Annotated in this window: 17 protein-coding genes; 11 read left to right on the top strand and 6 right to left on the bottom strand. The window is 53.4% G+C overall.

What is annotated here, in order from left to right:
• The first annotated feature begins 396 nt into the window (after nucleotides 1-396).
• From pcnB to puuE, 11 genes are all read left to right on the top strand, one after another.
• Complete coding sequence (gene pcnB / locus ACFOMG_RS00380) at nucleotides 397-1,776, top strand: polynucleotide adenylyltransferase PcnB (protein ID WP_376864116.1); 1,380 nt, start codon at nucleotides 397-399, stop codon at nucleotides 1,774-1,776.
• On the top strand, nucleotides 1,776-2,270 hold the full coding sequence (gene folK, locus ACFOMG_RS00375) for a 2-amino-4-hydroxy-6-hydroxymethyldihydropteridine diphosphokinase (protein ID WP_376864115.1): 495 nt from the start codon (nucleotides 1,776-1,778) through the stop codon (nucleotides 2,268-2,270). The genes pcnB and folK overlap by 1 nt, the downstream gene beginning before the upstream one ends.
• Before the next feature lie 102 nt (nucleotides 2,271-2,372).
• A complete protein-coding gene (panB, locus tag ACFOMG_RS00370) occupies nucleotides 2,373-3,179 on the top strand; it encodes a 3-methyl-2-oxobutanoate hydroxymethyltransferase (RefSeq protein ID WP_376864114.1) in 807 nt (268 codons plus the stop codon).
• 15 nt (nucleotides 3,180-3,194) lie between these two features.
• Nucleotides 3,195-4,079 (top strand): pantoate--beta-alanine ligase, encoded by an 885-nt coding sequence (panC, locus tag ACFOMG_RS00365; RefSeq protein WP_376864113.1) that lies wholly within the window; start codon nucleotides 3,195-3,197, stop codon nucleotides 4,077-4,079.
• Nucleotides 4,080-4,223: 144 nt separating this feature from the next.
• Complete coding sequence (panD, locus tag ACFOMG_RS00360; protein ID WP_376864112.1) at nucleotides 4,224-4,604, top strand: aspartate 1-decarboxylase; 381 nt, start codon at nucleotides 4,224-4,226, stop codon at nucleotides 4,602-4,604.
• 154 nt (nucleotides 4,605-4,758) lie between these two features.
• Nucleotides 4,759-6,414 (top strand): glucose-6-phosphate isomerase, encoded by a 1,656-nt coding sequence (gene pgi / locus ACFOMG_RS00355; protein WP_376864111.1) that lies wholly within the window; start codon nucleotides 4,759-4,761, stop codon nucleotides 6,412-6,414.
• Nucleotides 6,415-6,521: 107 nt separating this feature from the next.
• Nucleotides 6,522-7,523, top strand: coding sequence for an S-methyl-5-thioribose-1-phosphate isomerase (gene mtnA / locus ACFOMG_RS00350; protein WP_376864110.1), 1,002 nt, complete (start codon nucleotides 6,522-6,524; stop codon nucleotides 7,521-7,523).
• Nucleotides 7,524-7,534: 11 nt separating this feature from the next.
• Nucleotides 7,535-8,206, top strand: a complete 672-nt coding sequence (locus tag ACFOMG_RS00345) for a methylthioribulose 1-phosphate dehydratase (protein WP_376864109.1) — start codon at nucleotides 7,535-7,537, stop codon at nucleotides 8,204-8,206.
• Between the two features lie 10 nt (nucleotides 8,207-8,216).
• Entirely contained in the window at nucleotides 8,217-8,762 is a 546-nt protein-coding gene (locus tag ACFOMG_RS00340; RefSeq protein ID WP_376864108.1) for a 1,2-dihydroxy-3-keto-5-methylthiopentene dioxygenase, read from the top strand.
• 17 nt (nucleotides 8,763-8,779) lie between these two features.
• Complete coding sequence (mtnC, locus tag ACFOMG_RS00335; protein WP_376864107.1) at nucleotides 8,780-9,517, top strand: acireductone synthase; 738 nt, start codon at nucleotides 8,780-8,782, stop codon at nucleotides 9,515-9,517.
• 94 nt (nucleotides 9,518-9,611) lie between these two features.
• Complete coding sequence (gene puuE, locus ACFOMG_RS00330; protein WP_376864106.1) at nucleotides 9,612-10,568, top strand: allantoinase PuuE; 957 nt, start codon at nucleotides 9,612-9,614, stop codon at nucleotides 10,566-10,568.
• Nucleotides 10,569-10,668: 100 nt separating this feature from the next.
• On the opposite strand, the gene ACFOMG_RS00325 is transcribed toward puuE, so the two are convergent.
• The 6 genes from ACFOMG_RS00325 to alc all read right to left on the bottom strand — a co-directional run bounded on the left by ACFOMG_RS00325 (nucleotide 10,669) and on the right by alc (nucleotide 15,963).
• Nucleotides 10,669-11,844: a urate hydroxylase PuuD gene (locus tag ACFOMG_RS00325; RefSeq protein ID WP_376864105.1), complete on the bottom strand. Its 1,176-nt coding sequence runs from the start codon at nucleotides 11,842-11,844 to the stop codon at nucleotides 10,669-10,671.
• Entirely contained in the window at nucleotides 11,844-13,163 is a 1,320-nt protein-coding gene (guaD, locus tag ACFOMG_RS00320; RefSeq protein WP_376864104.1) for a guanine deaminase, read from the bottom strand. The genes ACFOMG_RS00325 and guaD overlap by 1 nt, the downstream gene beginning before the upstream one ends.
• A gap of 28 nt (nucleotides 13,164-13,191) precedes the next feature.
• The gene (locus ACFOMG_RS00315; RefSeq protein WP_376864103.1) at nucleotides 13,192-13,722 is read right to left on the bottom strand and encodes an ureidoglycolate lyase; all 531 of its coding nucleotides are present in this window, start codon (nucleotides 13,720-13,722) and stop codon (nucleotides 13,192-13,194) included.
• A gap of 273 nt (nucleotides 13,723-13,995) precedes the next feature.
• Entirely contained in the window at nucleotides 13,996-14,346 is a 351-nt protein-coding gene (gene uraH, locus ACFOMG_RS00310; RefSeq protein ID WP_376864102.1) for a hydroxyisourate hydrolase, read from the bottom strand.
• Between the two features lie 2 nt (nucleotides 14,347-14,348).
• Entirely contained in the window at nucleotides 14,349-14,876 is a 528-nt protein-coding gene (gene uraD / locus ACFOMG_RS00305) for a 2-oxo-4-hydroxy-4-carboxy-5-ureidoimidazoline decarboxylase (protein WP_376864101.1), read from the bottom strand.
• On the bottom strand, nucleotides 14,869-15,963 hold the full coding sequence (gene alc / locus ACFOMG_RS00300; RefSeq protein ID WP_376864100.1) for an allantoicase: 1,095 nt from the start codon (nucleotides 15,961-15,963) through the stop codon (nucleotides 14,869-14,871). The genes uraD and alc overlap by 8 nt, the downstream gene beginning before the upstream one ends.
• Nucleotide 15,964: the final 1 nt, after the last annotated feature.

The following is a 15,964-nucleotide window of genomic DNA, read 5'->3' as shown; positions in this document are numbered from 1 at the left end:
AAAATAACAAAACAATAACAACAGCATCCAATGTCAGCGGCACAAAATAAAAATAACAATTTGCCGTCAGCAGACCACTAACAATAACAACAGGTCTGACGTTATGAATTTATTGTTTTGGATGACCAGCCGTTTGTGCTGTGAACAATAAGAAAAATAAAGGGCCCTGAGCGCCTGTTTATGCAAAACAATAAATTCTCCCTGTTACCTCTGTTCAGCAACCGCTGACAGCCCGGGACAATAAAAATAACAAACACGGGACTCGGAAAGCCGCAAAAGCGGCTTTTTTGCTGTTTAACGCTGCAGAAACCCGCAATTACCACCCCTTATGTTTATTTGCCACCGGGGAACCGTTACACTCAGCCGCTTTCATCGAACAACCAGAAAAGAGACACCTTGAGCCGGTTAAACAAACTGATCAGCCCGTTATCCCGCCTCTGGGGTAACAAGGAAGATCCGGCAGCGGATCGCACCCGGTTACAGATTATTCCCCGGGATGAGCACACTATCAGCCGCAGCAACATCAGCGAAAACGCGCTGAAGGTGCTGTATCGCCTGAATAAGGCCGGGCACCAGGCATTTCTGGTAGGCGGTGGCGTGCGCGACAACCTGATGGATCTGCACCCGAAAGACTTCGATGTCGCCACCGACGCGACGCCGGAACAGGTCAACAAGCTGTTTCGCAATTCCCGTTTAATCGGCCGCCGTTTCAAACTGGTTCACGTGGTATTTGGTCGCGATGTGATTGAGGTCGCAACCTTCCGCGCCCCGCCAGCAGGCGAACACTCAAGCAAGGTCGCTGCCACCGGCGATCAGGGTATGATCCTGCGCGACAACGTTTACGGCAACAAAGATCAGGACGCCATGCGTCGTGACTTCACCATCAATGCGTTGTATTACGATATCGCCGATTTCAGCGTTCACGCCTATGCCGGTGGCTGGCAGGATATGCAACAGCGCCAGATACGCCTGATTGGTGATCCACAGACCCGTTACCGCGAAGATCCGGTGCGGATGCTGCGGGCGATCCGTTTTGCGGTAAAGCTGGACTTCGAAATCGAAGCCGGCACCGCGGCGCCGATTCCGACCATGGCCCCCCTGCTGCTGCAGATCCCGGCGGCACGGATGTTCGAAGAAGTGCTGAAACTGTTTTTACACGGTCGTGCACTCGACACCTTCCGTATGTTGCGGCAGTACAATTTATTCGAACCGTTATTCCCGGCGACCGAGCAATGCCTGCGCGATGATCCTCAGGCGTTAACTATGGTGGAAAACACCATGCGTAACACCGATGCCCGCATTCGCCGCGGCAAATCGGTGACGCCGTATTTCTTCTTCGGCTCACTGCTGTGGCCGGTAGTGCAACGTGTGCAGCGCGAGTTTGAAGCCCAGGGTGTTGCTCCTCACCCGGCCCTGCATCAGGCCGCCGACCGGGTCATTGCACAACAGGCCAAATGCACCTCCATCCCCAAACGCTTTTCGATTCCGATGCGGGAAATCTGGGAAATGCAGCTGCGCCTGCCAAAAACCCGTTCCCGACGGGTACACGAGCTGGCGCAACACCCGCGCTTCCGTGCCGCCTACGACTTTGTGTTGTTACGCGAACAGTCCGGTGAAAACCTCGATGGCCTGGGCGACTGGTGGACACATTACCAGGAACAGAATCCGCTGCCAGAGAACAGCTCACAACACCAGCGCGACCACCACCCGGACGGTGAAAAACGCCGCCGCCGGCCCAACCGCCGCCGTAAACCACGCAGTCAGCGTCCGGACTGATGACCCGTTGTTACATCGGCCTGGGCGCCAACCTGAACGACCCGGAACAGCAGATCCGCAGCGCGCTGGCGTTTCTGCGCCAGTTGCCGGATTGCCGCCTGACCGCGGTTTCATCACTGTATGGCAGTAAACCGCTGGGGCCACAGGATCAGCCGGACTTTCTCAATGCCGTTGCCGGCCTGGAAACTTCGCTACCGCCACTGGCGCTGCTGGATACGCTGCAACAACAGGAGCTGGATCAGGGCCGGGTACGCAAACGTCACTGGGGGGAGCGCAATATCGATCTGGATATACTGCTCTACGGCGACCTTCAGCTGCGCAGCGAGCGTCTTAACCTGCCGCACCACGAAATGCATAAGCGCAGTTTTGTGATTGTTCCACTGGCCGAAATCGCCCCGCAGCTGCAGTTGCCCGATGGCCGCTACCTGACTGAACTGACAGCCGAATTTGATGGTGAATTACAGCGCCTGAAAAGCCTGTCAGATTGCCTCTGAAGCGCTGTCACAGACACACAAATTATTGACAAGACGCCCACAATCCGCACCATACGCCCTCACGATAAAGTCCGCACTGGCGGATAAACCGGAGAAAATGTCATGAAATCCATCAGCATTCCTGCCCTCAAACAACGCAAAGCAGAACACCAGAAATTCGCTGTGTTAACCGCTTACGACGCGACCTTCGCCGAAGTTGCGGCCGACGCCGGCGTTGAAGTTCTGCTGGTTGGTGATTCGCTGGGAATGGTATTGCAGGGCAAGGACAGCACACTGCCGGTCAGCATTGATGAAATGGCCTACCACACCGAAATGGTCGCCCGCGGCAACGCTCGTGCACAAACCCCGGCACTGGTGATGACAGACCTGCCGTTTATGAGTTATGGCACTCTGGAGCAGGGTCTGGAAAGTGCCCGCAAAGTTATGCAGGCCGGTGCACAGCTGATCAAAATTGAAGGCGATGAATGGCTGATTCCGCTGATCGAATCACTGTCGCAGCAGGGTGTACCTGTGTGTGCTCATTTAGGGTTAACCCCTCAGGCGGTGAATAAGCTGGGGGGATACAAGGTACAGGGGCGGGATGAAGCAAAAGCCGATGCCATGGTGCAACATGCACTGCGCCTGGAAGCCGCCGGCGCTGACCTAATCCTGCTAGAATGTGTCCCCAGCGAGCTGGGCAAACGCATCACCGATGCCGTCCAGGTACCTGTGATTGGCATTGGAGCCGGCGCAGACACCGACGCTCAGGTACTGGTGGTGTACGACATGCTGGGCATGAACACAGGTTACGTGCCTAAGTTTGTGAAAAACTTTATGACCGATGGCCGCACCATTGCCGAAGCCATCCAGGCTTATGCCGAGCAGGTCAAACAAGGCGAATTCCCCGGTAACGAACACGGCTTTGCCTGATAAGGAAACAACATCATGAAGACTGTGCATACCATTCAGCAATTGCGTCAGCAGGTGCTGGCTGCCCGTCAGGCCGGTAAAACCATCGGTTTTGTCCCCACGATGGGTAATCTGCATACCGGACATATCAGCCTGATCGATCGGGCGAAGGCCGATCAGTGTTTCACCGTTGCCAGCATTTTTGTTAATCCGCTGCAGTTCGATGACAAAAACGACCTGAGCCGCTACCCACGCACCCTGCCTCAGGATCAGCAGCAACTGGAAGCCGCAGGCTGCGACCTGCTGTTTGCTCCGGACGTCGATGAGATGTACCCCAATGGTCAGGACGAACAAAGCATCGTCCATGTGCCGGTGGTATCTGAAGGTCTGTGTGGTGATAGCCGCCCGGGTCACTTTGACGGTGTCTCAACCGTGGTCAGCAAACTGTTTAATCAGGTGTTACCCGACAACGCCTACTTTGGCGAAAAAGATTTTCAGCAGGTTGCGGTGATCCGCAAAATGGTGGCCGATCTGTGTATGCCGGTCACTGTGATCGCGGTTCCCACCGCCCGGGCGGAAGATGGCCTGGCACTCAGCTCCCGCAACGGTTACCTGAGCGCCGAAGAACGCCAGCAGGCACCGGGGTTGCATCAAACGCTGCAGGAGATAGCCACAGCGCTCAGCCAGGGCAGCACACTGGAACACTGCATTCAACAGGCTGGTGAACGCCTTGGCCAGCGCGGCTTACGCCCCGATTATCTGGAAGTACGCCACGCCGATAGCCTGCAACCACTGACCTCAGAGCAGCTGCAGACAGACTTGCCAACAAATTTTTCTGTGGTCGTTTTAGGCGCGGCTTTCCTCGGCAGCGCACGCCTGATTGATAATATTCAGGTGACATTGAATCAGGCGATTGAATGAGGCATACTTGCGCGCCTTGCGCCAATGAGGCCAAGAATTGAACAATTCCGGAGTCCCAGAACCCGGTAGCAGAAGCTGACCACAGGGTCGGAAAACAAGGTTCTGTGACGAAGAATCGTCCGAACAGCAAAGAAAGGGTTTACCATGCAAACCATCATGCTCAAAGCCAAGCTGCATCAGGCCCGGGTGACACACTCGGTGCTGAACTACGAAGGTTCTTGCGCCATTGACGGAAAATTGCTGGATCTCGCTGGAATGCGCGAGTTTGAACAGATCCAGATCTATAACATTGATAATGGCAAACGTTTCACCACCTATATTATTCGTGGCGAAGACGACTCCGGTATAATTTCGGTCAATGGTGCGGCGGCACATATGGCCGACGTCGGTGATCGTATTATCATCTGTGCCTACGGCAACTATGATGAAAACGAACTGGCGACCTTTAAGCCAAAAATGGTGTACATCAATGAAGATAACACCGTAAGCCATACCAGTTTCGATATTCCGGTTCAGGTTGCTTAATTCCTGAGCGCACGCAATATCGACAAAAACGCCGCTTTGCGGCGTTTTTTTTGGCCGCGATTCACAACCCCGGCGCGCCTCCTTATACTCCCTGCTGATTGTTACCGTTTTACCCGCCGGTCCACTGCCGGCCAACCAACAGGGAATACAGCCTATGACCGGCGCCAGCCTTACCCGAACCACCGCCTGGAACGCCTTGGCGCAACACTATCAGGATATTCAGGGTCAGCACATGCGCGACTGGTTCGCCACCGATGCCAATCGTTTTGAGCGCTTTCACCTGCAGGCTGCGGGGCTGAATCTCGATTATTCAAAAAACCGCATCACCGCAGAAACCATGAAGCTGCTGCAGCAACTGGCGCGAGCACGCGATTTGCCGGGTCAGATCGACAGCATGTTCAGCGGCGAAGCGATTAACCGCAGTGAAAAACGACCGGTATTACACACCGCACTGCGTAACTTCGGTAACCGGGAAGTTCTGGTGGACGGCGTTGATGTGATGCCGGAAGTGCGCCATACCATGCAACGTATGGAAGAGTTCTGCTGGAAAATCCGCCGTAATCAGTGGCGCGGCTTTAATAATCAGCCGTTTACCGATGTGGTATCGATTGGTATCGGCGGCTCGTTCCTCGGCCCGAAACTGGCCTCCAGTTCGCTCAAGCCTTATTGGGACAGCGGCCTGAATATTCATTATCTGGCCAATATCGACGGCACCCATATCACCGAAATTCTGAAACGGCTGAACCCGGCCACCACGTTATTTATTGTGCAGTCGAAATCATTCGGCACTCAGGAAACGTTAAAAAATGCCCTCGCCTGCCGCGAGTGGTTTCTGAATAACGGCGGCACTGAAGCCGATCTGCCGAAACACTTTACCGCGGTCTCTTCCAATGTCGCCAAAGCGCTGGAATTCGGCATTGCGGAAGAAAATATTTTCCCCATGTGGGACTGGGTCGGAGGTCGTTATTCGCTGTGGTCTGCCATTGGTCTGCCACTGGCTCTGGCGATTGGCATCGACAATTTCCGCGATATGTTACGCGGAGCTTACGACATGGATGAACACTTCCGTAGCGCCCCGATCGAACAGAATATGCCGATCACCATGGCCTTGCTGGGGCTGTGGTACGTCAACTTTTTTGGCGTTAACTCACACGCCATTCTGCCCTACGACCATTACCTGCGCTCGCTGCCCGCCCATCTGCAGCAGCTGGATATGGAGAGTAATGGTAAATCGGTCACCATCGACGGCTACCAGGTGGATTATCACACCGGCCCTGTGATCTGGGGAGGCGTGGGCACCAATGGCCAGCATGCGTTCCACCAGCTGCTACACCAGGGCACCCATTTTTCGCCGTGTGACTTTATTATGCCGATGTGCAGCCATAACCCGATCGATAACTTCCACGCCATGCTGGTGTCCAACTGCCTGAGCCAGAGCCAGGCACTGCTACAGGGTAAATCGGAAGAGGAAGCCGTGGCGGAGCTGATGGCAGCCGGCATGAGTAAAGCGGAAGCGATTGTCACCGCACCACAAAAAGTTATTCCCGGTAACCGCCCGAGCAACACCCTGTATTTCCCGAAATCCAAGCCCCATACCGTCGGTGCACTGATTGCTCTGTACGAACACAAAGTCGCGGCTCAGGGGTTCTTATGGGGCGTCAACTCGTTCGACCAGTGGGGTGTGGAACTGGGCAAACAGCTGGGCAGTAAGGTGTTATCCGCCCTCGAAGGCGAAGACATACCACAACACTTTGATGGTTCCACCAACGGCCTGGTGCGTGCCTTTCACGACATGCAGAATCTGCTTTAGCGTGCCCAAACTGAATAACAGCCAGACGGATGCCAGCGTTCGTCTATATCCGCTGCTGGTTTCGGAGTAAAATGGCGACTCTTTTATGTTCCGCAGCAGGGTCCGGCATGACTTATACCGCCTCCTTCCATGCCATCGAATGGCATAACCAACAATTGCATCTGCTGGACCAGCGCCACCTGCCGCATCAGCATCAGACTCTGAGTTACAACAGCGCAGCCGCAGTCGCCGATGCAATTCGCGCTATGGTGGTGCGTGGTGCCCCGGCGATTGGTATTGCCGCGGCTTACGGTTATGCCCTGGATGCACTGGCCGGACGCGACTTACAACACGCCTACCGGGTTCTGGCTGAATCCCGCCCAACGGCGGTTAACCTGTTCTGGGCATTAGAGCGGATGGCGGCGCTGAGCAGTCAGGATCCTCATGTACTGGTCGCTGAAGCGCGTCAGATTCACGCCGAAGACATTCAGGCGAACCTCGCCATGGGGCAGTTTGGCGCCGCCCTGATTAGCGAAGGGTCAGCGGTTTATACCCATTGCAACACCGGTGCACTGGCTACCGGTGGTCATGGTACGGCACTCGGAGTGATCCGCAGCGCTTATCAGGATGGTCGCCTGCAACAGGTGTACGCCGGAGAAACCCGGCCCTGGTTACAGGGCGCACGGTTAACCGCCTGGGAGCTGATGCAGGATAAGATTCCGGTGAAGCTGGTATGTGACGGTGCCGCGGCTCAGTTGTTCCGCCAGGGCGGCATCAGCTGGGTGATTGTCGGCGCCGATCGTATCGCCGCCAATGGTGATACCGCCAACAAAATTGGTACCTACAGCCTGGCGGTACTGGCCAGACAACATGGCATTAAAGTGATGGTTGCGGCCCCCACCACCACATTCGATTTAACCCTCAGCAGCGGCGCGGATATTCCGATTGAGCAACGCCCGGCCGATGAAGTCACCCACCTGAACGGCCAGCCAATCGCGCCAGCCGGTTGTGATGCCATCAACCCGTCGTTTGACGTTACCCCCGCCGGAATGATCGATGCCATCGTCACCGAAAAGGGCCTGATCCTGGAACCCAGCCGCGAAACCGTCGCCATGTTGTTCGCCCGTTAAGGCCAGCCGCTATGACTCAATTTGCCTACGACATCAATGATTTTAACCTGGCCGCCACTGAGCTATGCCGCTACGGCCGGACGCTGTATCAGCGCGACTGGTCACCGGCCACCAGCTCCAACTATTCCATTCGCCTGAATGACCACTGCTGCGCCTTAACCAGCTCGGGCAAACACAAAGGCGAACTGACAGCGGACGATATCCTGGTGGTTGACCTGGATGGCCAGCCACTGCCCCACCCACAACATAAAGTCGACGCCAGACCGTCGGCTGAAACCCTGCTGCATACTCAGCTGTACCGCCGCGACCCGGCGATCGGGGCGGTGTTACATACCCATTCCGCCACCGCAGTGGTGTTATCACAGCTGTGGCCTGAAGACGTTTTAACGTTACAGGGCTGGGAGCTGCAGAAGGCATTTGCCGGAGAAACCAGCCACGAACACCCGGTCGCCATACCGCTGTTTGCCAATGATCAGAATATCGACCGTCTGGCCACCGCAGTGGAACAACGGATGGCGCAACAGGGCCAGGGGCACGCTTATCTGATCCGCGGACACGGGGTCTATACCTGGGGCAAAAACATCAGCGAATGTTTCCGCCATCTGGAAGCACTGGAACATTTATTGGGATATCAGTTACAGCTGTTACAGCTGCAGCAACCCATTGGCACGAACAACAAGTGAGAGCAAGCGCGTGAGTGAGATCCGTATTTATACCGAAACCGATATGACCAACTTGTTGTTTACCAGCGACAATAAAAAACGCATTGCTGAACGACTGCAGCCACTGGGGATTCGCTACGAACAATGGCAAACCGCAGATGCCCTCAGCGCCGGCGCCGACAGCGAGCAGGTGATGGCAGCCTATCAGCCGGATATCGATCGCCTCAAAGCCGAAGGCGGCTACCAGACGGTCGACGTTATCAGCCTCACAGCCGATCACCCGCAAAAAGATGAATTACGGCAGAAGTTTTTAAGCGAACATACCCACAGCGAAGATGAAGTGCGTTTTTTTGTCGCTGGTCAGGGGCTGTTTACTCTGCATCTGGAAGGCAAAGTGGTGGAAATATTATGTACCGCCGGCGATCTGATCAGTGTGCCGGCCAATACCCGCCACTGGTTTGATATGGGACCAGAGCCTGAATTTATTGCCATTCGCCTGTTTAATAATCCACAGGGCTGGGTGGCAGAATATACCGGCAGTGATATTGCCAGCCATTACAACCGCCTGGAAGATTAATCCACCCGGAAGCTATCATGCCGTCTTTTTCTCAGATAAAACTGATCCTCACCGATATCGAAGGCACCACCTCGTCGATTGCCTTTGTTAAAGAGGTGTTGTTTCCTTATGCTGCAGAGCACCTGCCGCAGTTTATCCGCGACCACCAACAGCAAGCCGACGTCCGGCAACAGTTACAGGCCACTGCCGAGCTGGTCCGGCAACAGTCCGGCCAGTCCATCGACGACGACCTGCATGCGTTAACGCAACAGCTGCTGGCCTGGATCCGCGCCGACGTTAAAGCCACTCCTCTGAAAGCGCTGCAGGGCATGATCTGGCAGCAGGGTTATGAAACGGCTGCCTATCAGGCTCATATGTATGCCGATGCCACCCATCAGCTGCGCCAGTGGCATGCTCAGGGCATTCCGCTGTACGTTTATTCCTCCGGGTCGGTGCAGGCACAAAAGCTGTTTTACGGATACAGCCAGGATGGTGATTTATTGCCACTGTTCAGTGGCCATTTTGACACCAGCGTCGGTAATAAACGGGAAGCACAGTCCTACCGCAACATTCTTGCCTGGCTGCAACAAACACACGATATCGACGCGGCCAATATCCTGTTTTTATCCGATATCGAACAGGAACTGGATGCCGCCGCCGACTGCGGCATGCAAACCTGCTGGCTGGTACGCGATGAACAGCCGGCTGGCAACAGCCAGCACCCCCGGGCGAGTGACTTTAATCAGATACAACTGAGCAGCCAGCTCAGTCATTAGCCCGACAAAGCGGCGAAAACCGGCAAAAAGCAAACCACCTGGTCAGCTTTATGTTTTACACTAGCCGGATCTGCGAACACTGAGCGACACCATCATGAGCGATCTGCCTGAAAATTATCCACGCGATATGGTTGGCTACGGTCAACACACTCCCGACCCGCAGTGGCCGAACCCTGCGGCTGATGGTTCGGGCAATGCCCGCATTGCGGTGCAGTTTGTGATCAACTACGAAGAAGGCGGTGAAAACTGCATTCTCCACGGTGATAAAGCCTCGGAAGCCTTTCTGTCGGAGATTGTCGGAGCACAGGCGCTGGAAGGCGTACGCCACATGAATATGGAGTCTATTTACGAATACGGCAGCCGTGCCGGCTTCTGGCGCTTATACCGGATGTTTACCCAGCGCAATTTGCCGGTCACCGTGTACGGTGTGGCGACAGCGCTGCAGCGCAATCCGGAAATTGTTCAGGCGATGAAAGATGCCAACTGGGAAATTGCTTCCCACGGCCTGAAGTGGATCGACTATCAGTACATCGACAAAGACACCGAACGTCAGCACATCGCCGAAGCCATCCGTATCCATACCGAAGTCACCGGTGAACGGCCACAAGGCTGGTATACCGGCCGTATGAGCCCGAATACCCGCGACCTGGTGGTGGAAGCCGGCGGTTTTGCTTACGACAGCGATGCCTATGCTGATGATTTACCTTACTGGTGTTATGACTACTCACAACCCCATCTGATTATTCCGTACACCCTCGACAGCAACGATATGCGTTTTGCCACCAATCAGGGTTTTAACTGTGGCGACCAGTTTTTTGCTTACCTGAAAGATTCCTTTGATGTGTTATACGCCGAAGGTAAAGACAACCCCGCCGCCGCTAAAATGCTGAATATCGGTTTGCATTGCCGCTTAGTCGGGCGTCCGGGACGAGCAGCAGCACTGGCACGTTTTCTCGATTACGTGCAGAGCCATGACGACGTCTGGGTAACCCGCCGTATTGATATTGCACAACACTGGCGCCGGGTTCATCCACCGAAGATTGAGGCCTGACGCTCAGCAGAAGATTCTGCGCTTAAAAGCCGGATAACGCCATCAAACAGCCATAAAAAAGCCACCGGATTGGTGGCTTCTTTTATCAGAGCGGTCAGCGTTATTTCGCCAGCCAAACCAGCAAAGCCTGACGCTCATCATCGGTCATCGCAGTGAGATTTCCCAACGGCATATAACCACTTTGTAACGCCGGGATGGTTTTGTCTTTCACCGCCATCAGCTGCGCGGCATTTTGCAGCACAATGCCCGCCGGCGCTGAGGCAAATCCGGGATTGCTGGGTTGCTGTGCATGACAGGAAGTGCAGCGCTGCTCAACAATCTGCAGCGCCTGCGCATCACTCAGTATTGCTTCACCGGCTTTGGCTTCAATTTTCTGCGGCGCCATAACCACCGCCAGCGATATCAGCATCAGCGCAGCAATCAGCAGAATAACCGGTTTAAACTCACCACGGTGACGCAGGTTAAAGAAATGCCGGGCAAAGGCACTGATAAAACCAATCGCCGCTAATACCAGCCAGCCGTATTCATGGCTGTAGGTCATCGGGTAGTGATTGCTGATCATGATAAAAATCAGCGGCAAGGTGAAATAGTTATTATGGGTCGAACGTAACTTGGCAAAGGCACCATATTTCGGGTCTGGTGATTCACCTCGCTGAACCGCTTCAACCAGCGCTCGCTGCGACGGCATAATACCGAGAAATACGTTACCGGCCATAATCGTACCGATGATGGCACCAACGTGAATATATGCCCCGCGCGCTGAAAAAATCTGGTTGGCAGCCCAGGACGCAAACACCAGAATCGCAAACAGGATAATGCCAAATAATTTGCCGTTATGGCGCAACGGTGAGCGCACCATTAACTCATAAATCCCGACACCCACCGCAATAAAACCCAGGCCTGCGGCAATCGCTTCACCCTGGCTCAGCGCCATACGTGAACTGTCGATCAGAAAACTTTCCGCCCCCACATAATACACCACCCACAACATCACCATGCCGGTCAGCCAGGTGGTATAAGCTTCCCATTTAAACCAATGCAGATTAGTCGGCATGGCTTCCGGCCCCAGCTTATATTTGGCCACTTCATAAAAACCACCGCCATGAATAGCCCATAAATCACCGCCGATACCTTTGTCTTTTTTCCACTGCGGCGGCTCTTCCAGGCTGTTATCCAGCCAGACAAAATAGAACGAAGCACCTATCCAGGCAACACCGGCAATGACATGAAACCAGCGAAAAAACAAATTTAACCAGTCGTAAAAATAGACTTCCATCAGTTACCTCCGCTATCACGCAGGTGCAGTGCCTGGCCGGCCACATAGGTTGCTTTGACGGTACGATCATCACCCAGAACAATCATGGCGAATAGTTTTTCCGCCAGCGTTTTACATTTACTCTGTTTTAATGCCATCAGTGGCGTGGCATTAAAATCTATCACAATAAAGTCAGCTTCATTACCAGCCTTAAACGAACCGATTTTATCGTCCAGCTTCAACGTGCGAGCGTTACCTAAGGTTGCCAGGTACAAACTCTTCAGCGGCGACAATTTATTCCCACGCAGCTGACACACCTTATAGGCTTCGTTCAGCGTCTGCAGCATGGAGAAGCTGGTGCCACCACCAACATCCGTCGCAACGCTGTAAGCCACCTGCTCTTTTTCCAGTTCAGCAATATCCAGCAAGCCGGAACCAAGGAAAAGATTTGAAGTAGGACAGAAGGAAACACTGGAGCCGGTTTCGCGGAAACGCTGATGTTCACGTGGCGTTAAATGAATACCGTGAGCGAAAACACTGCGTTCACCCAACAACTTATATTGGTCGTAAACATCCAGGTAGTCTTTTGCCTGTGGGAACAACTCCTGAACAAACGCCACTTCATCTTTATTTTCAGAAATGTGGGTCTGCATATAAACACCCGGATATTCTTCCAGCAGCTGGCCGGCCTTCTCAAGCTGCTCTGGCGTGGAAGTAATAGCAAAACGTGGCGTTACCGCATATAACTGCCGGCCATTAGCATGCCAGCGTTCGATCAGTTCCCTGCTATCGGTGTAACTGCTTTCAACATCGTCACACAAAAAATCCGGGGCGTTGCGATTCATCATCACCTTGCCACAAATCATCCGGGTATTACGCTTTTCTGAGGCTTCAAAGAAGGCCTCAACACTTTGTTTATGCACCGTGCCAAACACCAGCGCTGTGGTAGTGCCACACTTCAGCAATTCATCAAGGAAGAAATTAGCGATCTTACTGGCGTACTCTTTGTCTTCAAACTGACGCTCAGCCGGAAAGGTGTAGTTGTTGAGCCAATCCAGCAACTGCTCACCATACGAAGCGATCACCTCTACCTGGGGAAAATGAATATGAGTATCGATCATGCCCGGCATCAGCAGATGACCGCGATAATCCACCTGCTCCACGTTTTCCGCCAGGGTTTTCTCCAGCTCGGAAAAATTCCCGGTTGTTATTACCTTACCGTTTTCGACCACTAAAGCGCCGTCTTCAAAAAACTCATAGGCATCCTCACCCGCCTTGTCCGGATCATCCAGGAAATGCAGGATACTGGCTCGATAAACAGTCGTGCTCTGGGTATTCATTAGCTCTCTCTCACTATTCAGAATCATGTTACAGCTGGATTTCTATCCGCTGATCCTGATCAAAATAAAATTCTTCACAATTGTTGCCACTGCCTTTGCGATCCACCACAAGGAAGTCACACACCTTATTTAATCCCAACACCGGGTGATGCCAGGTATTTTTGTGATAATTAATGCCCTGATCGGCCCGGGCCAGAAACAGATGCAGATTTTCAGGCTTCAGGTGCTCAACCGCATCGGCCACTAACACCAGATACGGCTCTCCTGACAACGGTTGAAATGACTGGCTACCAAAAGGATGGCGCTCCATCATTTCAACCTGCATAGTGCGTTTATCCGTAGCTCGCTGACCGTATTGAGTCATCCGTGGCTGAGCACGAAAGATATTAATGACCGCATAATCATCTGAATTTTCCACCTGCACCCTGGCCAGTGAATCATAACGCTCGGTATTGCCGCCGTTAATCATAATTGCCGTCTTTGCCCCCGCTTCGACCACGTCACCAAACGGTGCAAAGGCTTCTGTTGTTAATGGCTGGGGTTTTAAAATAAAGGTCATAATTACAACGTCTAATACAAAGAAAATATCTGAGCTATTGGGATATATTGGTGCGAGACGCTGTGAATACGTCCTTGTACGCTCGTTCGCGCCATCCATGGCGCCAAGGCTCTCACCAATACATCCCAGCAGCTCAGCTCAAACACCGTGAGACACTCAAAGGGGCTGGATGCCTATGAATGAAACCGTCTGCTGCATGGATGCAGCAGTCGAGCCTACACGGATGTACTTGCGGCGAGTTTCAGGCATAGGCATGCAGTCACGTTGTGTCAACTAACTCCCCCGATACGTCGACATACCATGCGCCGAAATTAACAGCGGTACATGGTAGTGCTCGTCCGGATTTTCGATACGAAACTCGAACGATACGCTGGGATAAAAACAGGTCAGCCCCTGCTTTGTAAAATAGGGATCGGTGGCAAACGAGATTCTGTAAACACCGGCCTCGCGCTGCTGACCCGCCAGCCAATCAAGAATCCGGCCATCAGCATTAGTCTCGCCGCGGGCAATTTCTTGCCACTGATCATCGTTGCTGCGTTTTTCCAGCACAACCGCCATTCCCACGGCTGGCTTACCAAGATGAGTATCCAGAACATGGGTGGTAATCGGTGAAGATGCAGACATAATTACGCCTCTTCCGGTAATAGTTTATTAAGTCGGATCGCGGTGATTTTTGCCTGTTCCGCCGCAGCGTTAACCAGTTCCTGCTCGCGCGAATTGGGCAGACGCTGTTCCAGTAGCTCAAGCATTTCTGCCGCAGATTTTCCGGTAGCACAAACAATAAAAATAAAACCATTTTTCTTATGGTATTCATGGTTGCCTTGCGCCAGACGTTCAATCACCTCATCACAGGCTTCATTCACAGAGCTCTGTTCACCGGAAGCCAGTTCTTTCGTGTGTGCGTATTTGGCTTTCAGGCTGGAAACATCACCAATTTTTGGATGGCCTTCAAAGGCCTGCAAGTAGTCAGCTTCGTCTAGCTTTGCCCACACCTGTTCGGCAGCCTGTAAGCACTGCTCTTTTGAGGAAAATGGTCGCGCCGCGACCATACCCTCAATCCAGCGCTGCGCAGTACAACAGTTACTGAAAGCAAACGCCGCGTCAGCGTCACTGAGCTGATTCAGCTGAACCAGGCTGTAACGTAAATCACTCACTCAGATATCCCCATAAACGTAACCGGCTGATACCACCGTCCGGATACATTTTCAGCCGTATATGGGTGAATGCATGGTCGTTATTTTTGACCTCTTTACGGAAAGTATGCTCACGATCATCAAACAGCGGAGTTCGCTCCATGATCGGTTGCCAGTCGATCTCTGAAGGCTGAGCACGGTCAGCCAGCAATGCATCCTGATGCGCATCCGCGGCCAGCACTTCGACATCAGCGGCCTGCTCCTCCGTCAGAGTTGCACCTTCAAGCGCAAAACTGTGTGGGTAGTTGCCTTTAAAATGAGCGGTATCCACCAGCACTTTTTCGATGTTACCGGCATCTGCCAGTTTCAGGATTAACCAGTCGTGGGAACGGTCCTGTTCGGCATCGCCGATATGACGACGACGTTTGGTTTCCCAGCCGTCTCCCATATTGACCCCGCGCCCTGGCATAATCAGATTTTGCATGTGTGAGAAAAACATATCCGAACACACCAGTGGCCGGGCGCCGTTTTTAATATAGGCCAGGTCAATCAGCTCACCGGGAAGCCGTTGCGCAGCATCAGCAACCACCTCGCCATAAACACGTAAACGTGCGATCCCGCCATCCGGGTACATATTCAGCCGTACATGTGTCCAGACCTGATCGGATTCGACCGTAAAAAAGTTATCACAGCCCGGGCCAACCGCCGAACGCGCGACAATATCAGTCCACTCCGTCGTGTCATCAGGATTCACATCACTGACACAAGCCTGCAGCGCAACCGTTTGTGGTGCATTGCCGAGGAAAAATGCGGTATCGACATTAACACCATGAATAATGCCCTGGGCACCCAGCTTGATGACACACCAGTCGTACTGCAGACCATCATCGGTGCTGCCATCGGGCAAAAAGCGGCGGCGACGACTTTCCCAGCCATCCATAATTTTACCGCGGTCGCCATACAGGTCTTTGTCGAATACCGCAGCTTCGGCTTTTACCAGGTTTTCCATGCCGGCAAAAAAGTCGTTACTGCAGGCCAGTGCCTGGCCGCCCAGTTTGCGGCTGGCCAGATCGGTGTATAACTGTTCAAACGGATTTGTTGTACTCATA

Source organism: Bacterioplanoides pacificum, assembly GCF_042648445.1.
GTDB classification, from domain to species: Bacteria; Pseudomonadota; Gammaproteobacteria; order Pseudomonadales; family Oceanobacteraceae; genus Bacterioplanoides; species Bacterioplanoides pacificum.
Note: the sequence above shows the minus strand (reverse complement) of the source record. Positions and strands in the feature narration are given on the sequence as shown.